Annotated in this window: 9 protein-coding genes, 1 tRNA gene and 8 pseudogenes; 8 read left to right on the top strand and 10 right to left on the bottom strand. The window is 69.7% G+C overall.

The genetic code is table 11. The features are described 5' to 3' along the window. Positions 1-128: 128 nt before the first annotated feature. Positions 129-1352 (bottom strand): helix-turn-helix domain-containing protein, encoded by a 1224-nt coding sequence (locus ACIQMV_RS15395; protein WP_402593101.1) that lies wholly within the window; start codon positions 1350-1352, stop codon positions 129-131. Between the two features lie 434 nt (positions 1353-1786). Here ACIQMV_RS15395 and ACIQMV_RS15400 point away from each other — a divergent pair. Next, a pseudogene (locus ACIQMV_RS15400) lies at positions 1787-4108 on the top strand (Tn3 family transposase). Between the two features lie 42 nt (positions 4109-4150). Here the strand turns inward: ACIQMV_RS15400 and ACIQMV_RS15405 are convergent. The 3 genes and pseudogenes from ACIQMV_RS15405 to ACIQMV_RS15415 all read right to left on the bottom strand — a co-directional run. Then, positions 4151-4270, bottom strand: a pseudogene (locus ACIQMV_RS15405) (histone-like nucleoid-structuring protein Lsr2); the annotation flags it as partial. Between the two features lie 81 nt (positions 4271-4351). Next, positions 4352-4852 (bottom strand): annotated as a pseudogene (locus ACIQMV_RS15410) (SMI1/KNR4 family protein); the annotation flags it as partial. A gap of 413 nt (positions 4853-5265) precedes the next feature. Beyond that, positions 5266-5721 carry an ASCH domain-containing protein gene (locus ACIQMV_RS15415; protein WP_401783600.1) on the bottom strand — a complete coding sequence of 152 codons (456 nt, stop codon included), beginning with the start codon at positions 5719-5721 and terminating at the stop codon, positions 5266-5268. Positions 5722-5748: 27 nt separating this feature from the next. Between ACIQMV_RS15415 and ACIQMV_RS15420 the strand changes: the two are divergent. From ACIQMV_RS15420 to ACIQMV_RS15435, 4 genes and pseudogenes are all read left to right on the top strand, one after another. After that, positions 5749-6078: pseudogene (locus ACIQMV_RS15420) on the top strand (hypothetical protein); the annotation flags it as partial. 209 nt (positions 6079-6287) lie between these two features. After that, the gene (locus tag ACIQMV_RS15425) at positions 6288-6743 is read left to right on the top strand and encodes a transposase family protein (RefSeq protein ID WP_402593103.1); all 456 of its coding nucleotides are present in this window, start codon (positions 6288-6290) and stop codon (positions 6741-6743) included. A gap of 237 nt (positions 6744-6980) precedes the next feature. Further along, entirely contained in the window at positions 6981-7397 is a 417-nt protein-coding gene (locus ACIQMV_RS15430; RefSeq protein ID WP_401783603.1) for a DUF3592 domain-containing protein, read from the top strand. A 147-nt stretch (positions 7398-7544) separates the two neighbouring features. Next, positions 7545-7618, top strand: a tRNA-Met gene (locus ACIQMV_RS15435). A gap of 43 nt (positions 7619-7661) precedes the next feature. On the opposite strand, the gene ACIQMV_RS15440 is transcribed toward ACIQMV_RS15435, so the two are convergent. Then, on the bottom strand, positions 7662-7877 hold the full coding sequence (locus ACIQMV_RS15440) for a hypothetical protein (protein WP_402593546.1): 216 nt from the start codon (positions 7875-7877) through the stop codon (positions 7662-7664). Between ACIQMV_RS15440 and ACIQMV_RS15445 the strand changes: the two are divergent. Next, positions 7853-8083, top strand: a pseudogene (locus ACIQMV_RS15445) (site-specific integrase); the annotation flags it as partial. The gene ACIQMV_RS15440 and the pseudogene ACIQMV_RS15445 sit on opposite strands and share 25 nt — an antisense overlap. 196 nt (positions 8084-8279) lie before the next feature. Here the strand turns inward: ACIQMV_RS15445 and ACIQMV_RS15450 are convergent. After that, complete coding sequence (locus ACIQMV_RS15450) at positions 8280-8732, bottom strand: winged helix-turn-helix transcriptional regulator (RefSeq protein WP_402593105.1); 453 nt, start codon at positions 8730-8732, stop codon at positions 8280-8282. A 137-nt stretch (positions 8733-8869) separates the two neighbouring features. Between ACIQMV_RS15450 and ACIQMV_RS15455 the strand changes: the two genes are divergently transcribed. Continuing rightward, positions 8870-9787, top strand: coding sequence for an NADP-dependent oxidoreductase (locus ACIQMV_RS15455; protein ID WP_402593107.1), 918 nt, complete (start codon positions 8870-8872; stop codon positions 9785-9787). A gap of 68 nt (positions 9788-9855) precedes the next feature. Continuing rightward, a complete protein-coding gene (locus ACIQMV_RS15460; protein WP_401779392.1) occupies positions 9856-10230 on the top strand; it encodes a DUF4267 domain-containing protein in 375 nt (124 codons plus the stop codon). A 65-nt stretch (positions 10231-10295) separates the two neighbouring features. Here the strand turns inward: ACIQMV_RS15460 and ACIQMV_RS15465 are convergent. From ACIQMV_RS15465 to ACIQMV_RS15480, 4 genes and pseudogenes are all read right to left on the bottom strand, one after another. Continuing rightward, positions 10296-10822: pseudogene (locus ACIQMV_RS15465) on the bottom strand (Tn3 family transposase); the annotation flags it as partial. A gap of 47 nt (positions 10823-10869) precedes the next feature. Then, positions 10870-10944 (bottom strand): annotated as a pseudogene (locus ACIQMV_RS15470) (hypothetical protein); the annotation flags it as partial. A gap of 232 nt (positions 10945-11176) precedes the next feature. Further along, on the bottom strand, positions 11177-12358 hold the full coding sequence (locus ACIQMV_RS15475) for an ROK family protein (protein ID WP_401779390.1): 1182 nt from the start codon (positions 12356-12358) through the stop codon (positions 11177-11179). Positions 12359-12635: 277 nt separating this feature from the next. Next, a pseudogene (locus ACIQMV_RS15480) lies at positions 12636-13586 on the bottom strand (chitobiase/beta-hexosaminidase C-terminal domain-containing protein); the annotation flags it as partial.

Consider the following 13586-nt stretch of genomic DNA (forward strand, 5'->3'; position numbering starts at 1 on the left):
GGGTTTCCCGGGGGGGGGGGGGGTCTGCGTGGTTGCCCTGGGCGCCCCGCGGGGGGCCGGGGGCGCCCCCCCCCCCCCCCCCGCCCCGGATGGTCGCGGCCGATCCCGGGGCCCCGGCGCGACGGGCACTACAGCCAGCCGCGGCGGGAGGCCTCCCAGGCCAGTTGCATCCGGGTGCGGACCCCGGCGAACTCGATCAGGTCGCGGATGCGGCGCTGGACGGTGCGCAGGCTCGTGCCCAGCTGGCCGGCGATGGCGGTGTCCGTCAGTCCGGTGAGCAGCAGCGACAGCAGGAGCAGGTCCTCCGGCGGAGGGGTCCGGTCGGATACCGCCGCGCCGACCAGCCCGTCCTCGGTGAGCACCAGCGGGGAGGCGCCCGCCCACAGGCTCTCGAAGAAGGCGATCAGGGCGTCGAGCAGTGCGCCTGGGCGGACCAGGACGGCGGACGGCTCAGGCGCGAGATCGGCGCCGGGGATGACGGACGGCCTGGCGGCGGGGGCGGGCTGCGGTTGGGCAGGCGGATCGCCAGTCGCGTCGCCTGTCGGGGCTCCGGTCGGGTCTCCGGTCGGGAAGCCGGTCGGGTCTCCGGTCGGGAAGCCGGTCGGGAAGCCGGTCGGGTCTCCGGTCGGGTCTCCGGTCGAAGCGTCTGCCGGGCCGACCGTCGGATCGCCGGTCGGGACGCCCGCCTCCAAGGCGCCGGCGTCCGCGAACGGAGAGACCAGCATGGCCAGTTGCCGGTCGGCGACCACCATCTTCACCGGGACCTCCGCGGCGACCCGGGCCTGTTCCCCGCATTCGACGAACTCGCGGATCCGGTACACCTCGGGCGGCATCTCGAGCGCCGACGACTCGTAGACCGCGCGGTACGTCACCCCCGAGGCCAGGACCTCCAGTTGGGTGTCGTTGCCGCGGGACGGCACCGCCACGTTCGGCGGCTTGCACAGCGCCAGGATCTCGTCCCGGGCGCCGCGCTGAAGCTGGTCGAACGTCCGGGCCATCGCCTGTGCCCCGGTCACCGTCTCGACCGTCTCGACCGAGCCCCGGCGCCGGGTCTGGCTGCGGTACTCCTCGGTGAGCTCCGCCATCACCGACTGCGCGGCCTGCAACTCCTGCTGCCGGCTCAGCAGCAGCGGGCCGAGCGCCAGATCCGGCGGCGACGCCCGGAAGCGGTGTGCCGAACCCTCGGCGCGGCTCACCAGCCCCTTGGCCTCCAGCGTGACGAGGAGCCTGGCCGCCTCCCGCCCGGACAGACCGAGACGGCGGGCGAGCTGGGACGGCGTCGCCTCCGGCACCCTGACCAGGCTGCGGTACGCACGTACTTCCACAGAGTCGAGACTGGCGGTCTCGTACATGTCGCTCCTCTCCTCCTCCGGGCGTGCACCGGCCCTCACCGGTACCGGCTCCGGGCCGACGGAGCCGCCGGGGAAGAGATCTTGACGTGTCACCGTCCACTCGCGCCAGAGTGCGGGCGGCCATGTATCGAGGGTTGAGGAACATCCGCATCAGATCGTGCGGTAAGCCGACGTCGGTCCTGGTGGGCGGCTGACGGAGCGTCGGCGGCGGGACCGGTCTCGGCCTCGGGGAACAGCGGTACAGCGGTACAGCGGTACAGCGGTACAGCGGTACAGCGGTACAGCGGTACAGCGGTACAGCGGTACAGCGGTACAGCGGTACAGCGGTTAACGCTAAGCCGATGATCATGGTCTTCTAGCACAGGTGATCGACCTGGCGCCGGGGTTCGGCGGAAGATCGCTGAGTAGCTGCGGGCGTCGTTAGCGTCAGGTCCATGCCAGTGGAGTTCTTGACCGACGAGCAGGCGGCTTCGTACGGGAAGTTCAACGAGGAGCCGACCCGGCCGGAGCTGGAACGGTTCTTCTTCCTCGACGACGAGGACCGCAAGCTGATCGCGAAGCGCCGCGGTGACCATAGTCGGCTCGGGTTCGCCCTTCAGATGTGCACCGTGCGCTACATCGGCCGGTTCCTCCCGGACGACCCGCTGGACGTTCCGTGGGCGGTGGTCGAGTACCTCGGGGAACAGCTCGGCATCGAGGACGTCAGCTGCGTGAAGCAGTACACCGAGCGCAAGCCGACGGCGTACGAGCACGCGTGGGAGATCCGCGATGCGTACGAGTACCACGAGTACGACGATGCGGAGTGGGGGCGGAAGTTCCGTACGTTCCTGCACGGCCGGGCGTGGACGCACGCCGAGGGGCCGGTGGCGCTGTTCAACCAGGCGGTGGGCTGGCTGCGCCGTCACCGGGTGCTGCTGCCGGGGGTGTCGGTGCTGGCCCGGAAGGTGTCGGAGGTCCGTGCGGTCGCGGAGAAGCGCCTGCACGCCACGGTCGCCAGGGCCGCTCACCGCGCGGACGCGGCGCTGCCCAGGGGACCGGGTGGCCACGCTGGTGACGCCGGAGGGCGCCCGGTTCTCGGAACTGGAGCGGCTGCGCCGGCCGCCGACGCGGACGACGGGCACGGCGTTCGCGCGGTCGCTGGAGCGGGTCGATGAGATCGGCGCGTTCGGTCTGGGCCGCGTGCGGCTGTCGCAGGTCCCACCGAACCGGCTGGCCCGGTACGGGCTGGGGTCGAAGGCGGCGAGCCTGGAGCGCGCGGAGGAGCCCAAGCGCACCGCGATGCTTACCGCGGTGATGCGCCACCTGGAGGCGAAGGCCATCGACGAGGCCCTGGACCTCTTCCAGGTCATGATGGCGACCGGTTGATCAGCACGGCGAAACGGGCCACGGAGAAGGAGCGCCTGTCGACGCTGCCGCAGCTGGAGAAGGCATCCCGGACGCTCGCGCGGGCGGCGAAGGTGCTGTTCGAGGAACTGGAGCTGGTGGAGACGCACGGCACCGACCTAGACGCGACGGCGCTGTGAGCGGCGGTCGAGGAGATCGCGCCCCGGGAGACGGTGATGACCGCGGCCGCGCTGGTGGTGTCGCTGGTGCCCGAGGACGAGGACTCGGCCGACGTAGCAATGCGGGCGGCGCTGACCACCCGCTACAACACGGTGCGCCCGTTTCTGGCGCTGTTGGGCGAGTCGAAGGCGCTGGCGGCGTCGACCGGTGGCGCGCGGGTGCCGGCCGGGGTGAAGCGGCTGCCGACGCTGGCGCGGCGGCGGGTGAAGGACAAGCCGCTGCTGCCGCGCGAGGTCGACGACAAGCTGGTGCCGGCCGCGTGGCGCAAGGCGGTGTATGCGAACGCCGATCTGCCGCAGGGGTCGGTGGACCGGGACGCGTATGTGGTGTGCGTGCTGGAGCAGCTGCACCGGGCTCTGAACAACCGCAACGTGTTCGCCTCCCCGTCGCACCGCTGGCATCTCGACGGCGGCGTGAAGCCGGAGATGGTGGCCACCGACAACGCCTCCTACTCCGACATCGTGTTCGGGATCTTCAAGATCCTGGGCTACAACTTCAGCCCCCGGTTCAAGGACCTGGACGACCAGCGGTTCTGGCGGGCGACCATGCCAGGAGTGGAGACGGGGACGTACGGGGTGCTGGAGCCGCTCGCGCGGAACCGCGTCAACCTGAAGAAGATCGAGACGTGGTGGCCGGACATGCTCCGGGTCGCGGGCTCCCTGGTCACCAACCAGGTCCGCGCCTACGACCTGCTGCGGATGTTCGGCCGTGAGGGACACCCGACCCCGCTGGGGCAGGCGTTCGCCGAGTACGGGCGGATCGCCAAGACCGAGCACCTGATGCGGATGGTCGACCCGGTCGACGACACCTACCGCCGGCAGATGAACCGCCAGCTCACCGTGCAGGAGTCCCGCCACAAGCTGGCCCGCGACGTGTGCCACGGAAAGCGAGGCACCATCCATCAGGCCTACCGCGACGGGATGGAGGACCAGCTCGGCACGCTCGGCCTGGTCCTCAACGCCATCGTGCTCTGGACGACGAAGTACATCGACGCGGCCGTCACCCAGCTGAAGGCCGAGGGCCACGAGATCCGCGACGAGGACATCGCCCGGCTCTCCCCGCTCAAGCACCGCAACCTCAACGTGCTCGGCCGCTACAGCTTCACCGCCTCCACCCCCGCCGCCGGCGCCCTGCGCCCGCTACGCGACCCGGACGCCACCGTGCTCGACGACGACGAGGACGGCGCGGACTGACAGCGCCAGCAGCCGACCAGCAGGGCGCCCATCACACGACGTTCACAGCGATGCCTCGTACGCCTCGCGGATGGAGGCGGGTATGCGGCCGTTGCCATTGACGAGGTATCCGTTCGCGCGGGCCCAGAGACGTATTGCCTCGCCCTCCGGACCGCGATCGCGCAGAGGGCCCACGGGGGTCTCCCTCGTGTTGCCCGAGGAGACCCCTTCCAGGTGGTCCGCTGCATCCTGGAAGAAGGCGGCCAGCGAGGTGAACCTTCCTTCTTCAGGGTTGTAGCCCTCGCTCCAAGACCCGATGGTTCCGGTGCGCGTGTTCAGGAACCTGCCGTAGAAGCCGTCGCTCTCCGCGGTGATCGGCACCCACTCTCGGCGCCAGGACGGATAGTCAGGGTCTCCGGACGGCGCCATCTCCTCCGTGCCCATCTTGTGGAGGTAGACACGCTGGATGTCCGTGAGCCCCAGAAGGAGACCGCCGTTTGGGATGACTCCCTCGCACCCCAGCGCCACGAGGGACGAGCTGGCATCGGGTTGTCTCTCACCCCCGATGTTGTTTGCCAGAAGCCACTGCCACATCTCCCTCGGCAGTTCCAGGCCCAGGCGCTCTTCAGCATCCCTGATGGCTTCCGGTCTACCCGGGCCGCCAAGACCGGCGAAAACGCCGGGAGCATGTCGTTCGAGCCACCTGGTGACCCGGCCCCACGCCTGTCGCACTTCTTCTGCCTCGTGCATCGGCATCTCGCTCATGCCCGATCCCGAACGGACGATACATACCCACCCACGTTGCTGGCTTCCAGGAACCGCGGAACGGGCTCCCAGGTCATGTCGTCCATCGGAGAGAGAGGTGACCGCTGATCATCCATGGGCAGACCGTACTTGGAACCACTGACATCGCGCCCTCTCGGGTCTCCAGCTGCTCTGGTCCACCGACTGCCCGCTTCGGGCGACCTTCGGCAATGGACGTCGCACACAGTCATTCTCATAAATGTTCGGTTGTGAGAACCGTTCTCGCTGGCCAGCGCCAAGCGCGTTTGTCCAGGACGGTTCTCGCAGAACCCCTCTCACAACCGCCGAGTTCTGCGAGGCGGTTCTGAGAGACCCGGGCGAGGCGCCGCTACCTACGGAAACCGGCTTACGACCTGGGGCGCAAAAGTGGTTGATCAGCCCGAGCTGTGCAGGTGGGCGGCGACGCGGAAGCGTTCCAGGACCACTGGGGTGGCGTCGTGCACGGTGAAACGGGGGTCTCCCAGCGCACGCCGCATCTCTTCGCTGTGCCAGAACTCCTCGTGGTCTGCCCTCCACCCTTCCACGGTGGTGCAGCCCTCGCCCTCATCCACCGCGTGAGTGATGTCCACTTCGCCCAGCGGCACGACGCGCACATCCGTCACCTCGATGATCGCCACCGGGCGATCATCGGAGTCGACCACCACCGAACGTTGGCCGACGGACGGCAGGTGCTCCCCCTCATGCTCGTACTCGGCAAGCAGTCCGGTGGTCGCGGTCTTGGATCCGTCGAGGATCGCAGCAACAAGCCGGTCACGCAGGGGACCAGGAAAGGCGAATTGAGCCTTGGGCAGCAACGTGGGATCTGTGTTCTGAGTTGGGTCGGCGGTCATACGACGACCCTAAAGCGGGCGCGCTCTATGACGGACTCGACACTCATCGGCCGTGACGTGAGAAGGACCGCACGGGTTGGGCGAGTTGTGACGCAAGCCTGGGCTCGTGCGGCCTGTTCCCATCCTGCCCTGTCCGGGGTCTCCCGCGCACACTTCGGCGAGTTGCTCGAAGAACTCGCCGCGCGTTGGGAGTCCGCCCGCGAGTCGGCGCTGCGCCATCGGCGCGGCAGGCACCGGCTTCGGGCGGCGGGTGCCGGACCGAAACAGCGACTGGTCTTCGTCGACCGACTGCTGGTCACACTGGTGCACCTGCGGCTCGGGTTGCCGCATGCGGCGCTCGCCGAGCTGTACCAGGTGGACCGCTCCACCGTCTCGAACGCGGTCCGCGAGGTCCGGCCACTGCTGGCGGCCCGCGGTTTCGCCGTCCCCGACCACCCCGGCCTCCGGCTGCGCACGCGGGAGGACCTGTTCGCCTACGCCGAGGCCGAGGGATTCGAGATGCGGATCGACGGCACTGAGGTCCAGGTCCGCCGCCCGAAAGCGGCCGCCCGGGCCGCAAGGCGTTCGTGTCCGGCAAGGAGAAGCAGAACACGATCAAGACCACCGCCTTCAGCGACGGCCAGGGCCGCACCCTGTTCAGCGGGGTGGTCCGGCCGGGCCGCATGCACGACCAAACCGCCGTGCGCACCGAGGGCATCGCCGAGCAGTTCCGTCAGCACCCCGAGGTCAAGGCCAAGGTCGACGAGGGCTACCGCGGACTGGCCAACGAGTTCCCCGACCAGGTCGACGCCCCGCCGAAGAAGCCGAAGGACGACGCGCCACTGGGCGAGCACCACGCCTGGCGCGAGCAGCGTGAAGCAGCCGGGGTACGGTCAAGCCAAGCGATGGCACAGGGCGGATCCGGGCGCAGAGGTCGCGCTATGCGGTGCGTGCGGCACTCACACTCCTTCTCGGCACAGCTGATGACCCGGCCTGGACCCAGGCCGCGCTTGAGGCACACCAGCCCGGATCGGGACGCGTAGTAGTCCACCCCACCCGGCAGCCCCGCACCCACCCGGTCCGGCCCAGGACGTCCTGGTTTCCACGCCTGAGCCGGAAGCCCAGCAGGCCGGGCCGGCAACGAGGCGATCGGGTCGCTGCAGCGCGCGAACTCACCAGTATCAACCCCCGTTTCCCGCCATTCCCGCCGTACCCTGCCAGTCCACCGACTGAAGAAGCGTGATGCAATGGGTCCCAAGTGACAAGGGGGTACAGGGTTCATGGGCGGATTGATCGGGGCGGGTGTTCCGCTGCTGATCGGGGCGGTGTTCATGACCGTCGGCCTCATCATCCAGCGCCGGACACGCTGGCTGCGGCAGCAGGGGACGAAGACCCGCGGGACGGTCGTCGGGCTGCAGACCCGGCGCGACATCGATACGAACAGGACGATGTACAGCCCAGTGGTCCAGTGGGTATCCGGCGACGGCCAGACAGTGGAAACAGTGTCCTCGATCTCCAGTAGCACGGTCGGCGACCTCCGCCCAGGCGCGACGGTGACAGTCTTCTACGACCCAGGCGACCCCAAGCGGATACTCATCGACGGCTACGACGGCAGCGCGCTGGTTGTCGGGTTCTGCGTCCTGGGCGCCCTGGGCCTGGCAGCCGGCCTCCTCGTCATCTGGTTTATCGTCACCTGACTAAGGCGTGGGCCTTTTGAGTCCGCTCGGTCCAGAGCGAGCAGGCCACCGGCCAAAAGGGGCTCCACCGACCTCTAGCTAAAGGTGTCGTCAGTCGAGGGCTGGTCACTGGGTGTCGCTGAGTGGCGTAGGGTGTTCCTACACCGACGCGGGGTGGAGCAGCTCGGTAGCTCGCTGGGCTCATAACCCAGAGGTCGCAGGTTCAAATCCTGTCCCCGCTACTACACATGAAGCGGAGCCTGGGCATGCACGCCAGGCTCCGCTTCATATATTGCTCGGCGGTTTCCTCTCGGCCCAGCGGGTGATGTCGCCCATGCCCAGCGCGGCGATCTCCTCGGCGCGCTCCAGCGCGGCCTTCATCTGCGGCCCCGACACCCGCACCGGACCGCGCCGCAGCCGGTCCAGCTCCGAGAACCGCTGCCCGGCCGGCACTGCCAGCAGGTCATCCAGCACCGCTCGCTGGCCCGGCGTCAGCCGCACTGCGCGGTCCCGGGACCGGCTGGGACCTGCACGAGTACCGTCACTCCGCGCTGACCCACCTGGGCGAGCAGGGCGCCTCGCTCCTCATGCTGATGGCGAAGTCCCGGCACAGGAAGCCGGAGAACGTCCGTCGCTACTTCAAGCCCTCGCCGGAGGCGATCGCCGAGATCACCAGCCTGCTGGCGCCAGGTGATGCTCGGCGGTGACCTGGCGCCAGCAGGCTGGTCCCATCACGCTCGGTCAGGCGAGGGCCGCGCCGGAGGCTGGCGGCGCTCAGGGGCCAAGCAGCGCAGCACCACGTGCGGCCGTCCCACTCGACGAGGAAGGGCTCGGCGTGGGGCGGCGGAGTTCCCCAGACGCTGGAGCCGAGCAGGGTCACCGTCGCCGGCTGATTCCCGTTGATCAGTCCGCGGCGTCGCTCTGCCTGAGGTCATACCCGTCGCGATGGGTGAGGACCTCCTCCATGTGGCCCTCCGCCCATGCCTTGATTCCCCGCATGATGCCCTGGAGCGAGCGGCCGAGATCGGTCAGCTCGTAACTGACGGTGACGGGCACCGTGGGGGTCACGGTCCTGGTCACCAACCCGTCGCGCTCGAGTGCGCGCAACGTCTGCGTCAGCATCTTCTGGCTCACGCCCGAGATCCGGCGGGACAGCTCGGAGAAGCGCATGGGCCGCGGTTCGTCGACGGTGGTCTCCCCAGCACGCGGGCCATCCCCGCCCAGCGCGGCGAGCACGAGGGCGACCCACTTGTCGGAGATTCGCTCCAGGAGCCGGCGGCTGGGACACATCGCGAGGAACGCGTCGTACTCCCGCTTGGCCTCGGCCCGCCGCTCGGACGCGGTGCTGGTCGCCATGACTCATCTCCTTCGTTCGGTGAGTTACTTACTTCAAGGTGCCTACTTCCCCATGGGAAGCGACTGCTTCCATGCTGGTGCTGCAGCACAGCGATGGCAAGACCTCACAAAAGTCCTCCACGAAGGAGTAGATGGCGATGAATCAGATGACCTCTCGGCGAGCCGTGGTCCGCGTTCCGTCCGGGCCCCAGTCGATCGAGACCGTCGACGTCCCGGCGGCCGAGCCGGGGCCGGGGGAGATCCGCGTCAAGATCGCCGCCGCGGCGATCAACCCCGTCGACCTGGGCGTGGCCGCGGGCGTCTTCCACCGCCTCGGCATGGTCCACCAGCCGGACTGGACCGGTCTCGGCTGGGACTTCGCCGGCACCGTCGAGGCTGCCGGACCCGACGTCGAGCTGCCGGTCGGTACCCGCGTCGCCGGGTTCCTCGACGGTTTCGACCGCGACCACGGCTCCCACGCCGAGCACCTCCTCGTCCCCGCCGCGAACGCCGCCGTCGTCCCGGACGGCGTGGACCTGGTAGAGGCGGCGACGGTGCCGCTCAACGCCACCGCCGCGGCCCAGCTCGTCGACCTCCTCGGCGACGCGCCGAGCGACGCCCGGCGCCTGCTGGTCACCGGCGCGGCCGGCGCGGTGGGCGCGCACGTCGCCGTCCTCGCCCAGGACCGCGGCTGGCAGGTGACCGGGCTGGCCCGAGCGGCCGACGAGCCGTTCGTCCGGGGCCTCGGCGTCGACTTCGCCACCGACCTCGGACAGGGCTGGGACGCCGTCGCCGACGCCGGAGCCCTGCAGGAGCCCGCCCTCCGGGCGGTGCGCGACGGCGGCCGTTTCGTCGGCGTGCAGCCGGCCGCGCGGCTCCCCCAGGAACGTGGCATCACCGTCGAGGTCATCTTCGCCCGTCCCGACGGTCCGCTGCTCGCCCGTCTGCTCGCGCGGGTGGCGGCGGGGGAGCTGCCGGCTCGCGTCCACGCCGTCGCGCCGCTCGACGACGCGGCCGACGCCTACCAGGCGATGGCCAAGGGCGGCGTCCGCGGCCGGATCGTCCTCGTCCCCTGACAGCGCAGCCCCAGCTCCACGACAACCACTTCGCCAAGAACGATTCCCTCGACAGAACAGGACAGCTGATGCTCACCACCATCGCCACCGTTGTCGCCGGCCTCCTCGGTGCGGGCCTCATCTTCATGGGCGGGAGCGCTATCACGAGGCCGCAGGGCCTCGCCGGTTTCGGCATCCCCGACGCACCGGTCGATGACCCCGGGTTCCGGCCCTGGCTGCGCGTGAAGGGTCTGCGGGAGATCGCGCCCGGGGCTTTCGTCTTCGTTCTGATGCTCGCCGCGACCTCGTCGGTGCTGGGTTGGTACCTGCTGGTGTTCGCCGCGATACCGGTCGGAGATGCGCTGGTCGTGCTGCGCAGCGGCGGGCCGAAGGCCACCGCATACGGCGTCCACGCCGCAACGGCGGCGGTGATGCTGGTGACCGGCATCTGCCTCCTGGTCTGACCCACGGCCCCCGTAGGGTGACTGTTCGAGGCTGCGCGCCGGGAGTGGAGGGACCAACCATGAAGTCAGTCGTCCTCTGGCGCGTCCAGGTCACGTAGCGGCCGCATCCCCCCGGGCAGGTCCGGCAGGTGGAAGGAGTAGCGGCCGAGCATGTTGATGTGGTGCCGGGTGAACGGTGAAAGGCGGGCAACGTCCTGGTCGCGGACCTCGAAACCGTCGGCCCGAAGCTTCTCGAGGGCGGCGTCCATGTAGCGGGTGTTGAACAGCACCAGGGCGTTGAGCACGAATCCGAGTGCGCCGAGCTGGTCCTCCATGCCGTCGAGGTACCGCTGGTAGAGCTGCCCGTAGCGACCGTGGAAGACGTTCCTCGCCAGTGCGTGACGGCCTTCCGCAGGTTGGCCTGGGCCTTGATCTGGCGGCGGTAACGGGGCTCGTCGGCCAGCCGCAGGATGTGCAGCGTCTTGGCGATCCGGCCGTAGTGGGCGATGGCGTCCCCCAGCGGGGTCGGGCGGCCGTCGCGCGACAGCATGCGGATGACGTCGTAGGCGCGCACGGCACCGGTGTGGATGGAGCCGATGATGCGCAGGATGTCCGCACCAGCTCCAGGTCAGCGTCGTCCAGGAAGAAGTACCGCTCCAGCTCCACCCGCGACGGCACCCCGTGGAACGCCCCATACCTGGCCGCCTGCTCATCCGTCAGGAACTCGACCGCCACCGCACCACTCCGAAGGTCGACAACAACGACCCGCGAAGACTCCGGGCAGCAATCACCCCCGGTCAACGCACCCGCGAACCCGGCGAAGGCTTACCGCACGATCTGACGGAGATGTTCCTCAACCCCCGTATCGCGCTCCCGCCTCCCCCGCACGGGCTACGGGCTCGCGCCCGCGCACCACGTCAGGGAGCACGGCGAACGCTCCGGCCGCGAGGATCCGGCCGTGCGGGGATCAGGCGGGTGAGAAGACGTGGTCGCTGATCAGCCGGGTGGCACCGACGACGCCGGCGACCTGGCCGAGCTCGCCGAGGACGATCGGCAGGTTGCCGGTCGCCAACGGCAGGGACTGCCGGTAGACCTGGGTGCGGATGCTCGCCAGGAGGTTGTGGCCCAGTCCGGTCAGGCCTCCCCCGATGACCACGAGGCCGGGGTTGAAGAAGCTGACCAGACCGGCGATGACCTGACCGGTACGTCGCCCGCCCTGGCGGATCAGGTCCAGGGACGCGGCGTCCCCGGCACCGGCGGCGGCCGACACGTCCTCGGGGGTCAGCCTCCCGGCCGCTTCGAGCCGTCCGGCCAGTTCCGTCGAGCGGCCGGACTGGGCGAGCGCGGTCGCGTCGCGGACGAGGGCGCTGCCGCCGAAGTACGCCTCCAGGCAACCGATGTTCCCGCAGGCGCACCGCGGACCCTCCGGGTCCGCCTGGATGTGGCCGATGTCGCCGGCGCTGCCGGTGACACCGCGATACACCTCGCCGCCGACGACGATGCCGCAGCCGATGCCGGTTCCGAGCTTCACGCACAGGAAGTCGCCCACGGACCGGGCGACGCCGGCCTGCTGCTCGCCCAGGGCCATCAGGTTCACGTCGTTGTCGACGAGGACGGGGCAGCCCAGCTCCTGGCTCATCGCCTCCCGGACGGGGAAGCCGTCCCAGCCGGGCATGATCGGCGGCGCGACGGGGACGCCCTCGGGGAACCGGACGGGTCCCGGCACCCCGATCCCGGCGCCGTCGAAGTGTTCCGCCAGCCCCGCCTCGCGCAGCTTGCCGGCCAGGGCGAGCACCCGCTCGAAGACCGCGACCGGGCCTTCGCGCACGTCCAGTGTCTCGGCCACGTGGCCGAGGACGTCCAACTCGGCGTTGGTGACCGCGACGTCGACGGAGGTGGCGCCGATGTCCACGCCGAGGAACCGCAGCGACGGGGCGATCCGGACGTTGTGCGAGCGGCGGCCACCGCGGGAGGCGGCGAGACCGTCCTGCACGACCAGGCCGGTCTCCAGCAGCCGGTCGATCTCGAAGGCGAGCTTGGAACGCGACAGCTCGACCTGCTCCCCCAGGGCGACCCGGGACTGCGGGCCGAGGTCGCGCAGGAGGCGGAGCAGCCGGGCCTGATGAAGATTGGCCGGTCGAGCCGTCATAGACCTCACGCCGCCCCCGTCATGGCAAGAACCGTTCGCATGCCCGGCACTTGGGGGGCACGACTTTGGAAAGGACCGTAGCACCGAGGCGCCGCCGATGAAAGAAACTTGTGCACTAACGAGTGGAACTTTCATCTGCGGATGGACAAAGCCGTGCGCGACAGCTTCATGGACCCGGTGCCGGAGGGTGCCCTGGCGGGCCGCTGAAGCGGCCCGCCAGGGCTCACGGCTCAGGCGGTGTCACCGCCCCGGCCGTGACTCACGCGCCGGAGGGCCCTCGGTTGGGCTTGCCGACGTCGGACTGACCCGCCGCCTTCTTGATCTCGGCGGCCTCCCGCTGGTCGATGACACCCTCGTCCCGCAGCGTCTGGACGACCTTTCCGACGTGGGAGACGAACGTGCCGTGGTTCTCCCAGGCCCGGTTGTCCTCGATCAACTCGTTGATCGTGCAGCCGTCGGCCGTGACGCGGTTGGGAACACCGGTGTTGATCGAACCGACGAACACGGTCGCCCGGTCGTCCCTTTCCGGACAGTCGGTCGGCGGCTCACTGTCGACGACGGTGAGGGACAACGACTTCGGCGTGGACGTGTTGCCGGCCTTGTCGGTGGCCCGGTAGAGGAAGGCATGGCTACCGGCCCTGTCGATCACCACCGGTGCCGAGTACTGGAGGTAGGGGCCGCCGTCGAGGGAGTACTCGATCCTGGCCACTCCGGACCCGGTGTCCGAGGCGGACACCGTCACCGTCGCACTGCCGACGTAGTTACCGGAGGCGTCCTTCGTCCCGGACACGGTCGCCGACGTCTCCGGCGGCGTCTTGTCCTCCGGAACAGCCGCCACCACGGTGAACTCCACCGACTTCACAGCCGACGTGTTCCCCGCCTTGTCCGACGCCCGATACGACAACGTATGCGCACCGACCTGACTCACCTGAACCGGCGCCGAATAAGCCGCATAGGCCGCACCGTCCAGCGAATACTCGACCTTCGCCACACCCGACTCGGCATCCGAAGCCGACACCGTCACCGTCGCGCTACCGACGTAGTTGCCGGAGGCGTCCTTCGTCCCGGACACGGTCGCCGACGTCTCCGGCGGCGTCTTGTCCTCCGGAACAGCCGCCACCACGGTGAACTGCACCGACTTCACAGCCGACGTGTTCCCCGCCTTGTCCGACGCCCGATACGACAACGTATGCGCACCGACCTGACTCACCTCAACCGGCGCCGAATA

It is taken from the genome of Streptomyces sp. NPDC091412 (assembly GCF_044756885.1).
Classification (GTDB): Bacteria; Actinomycetota; Actinomycetes; order Streptomycetales; family Streptomycetaceae; genus Streptomyces.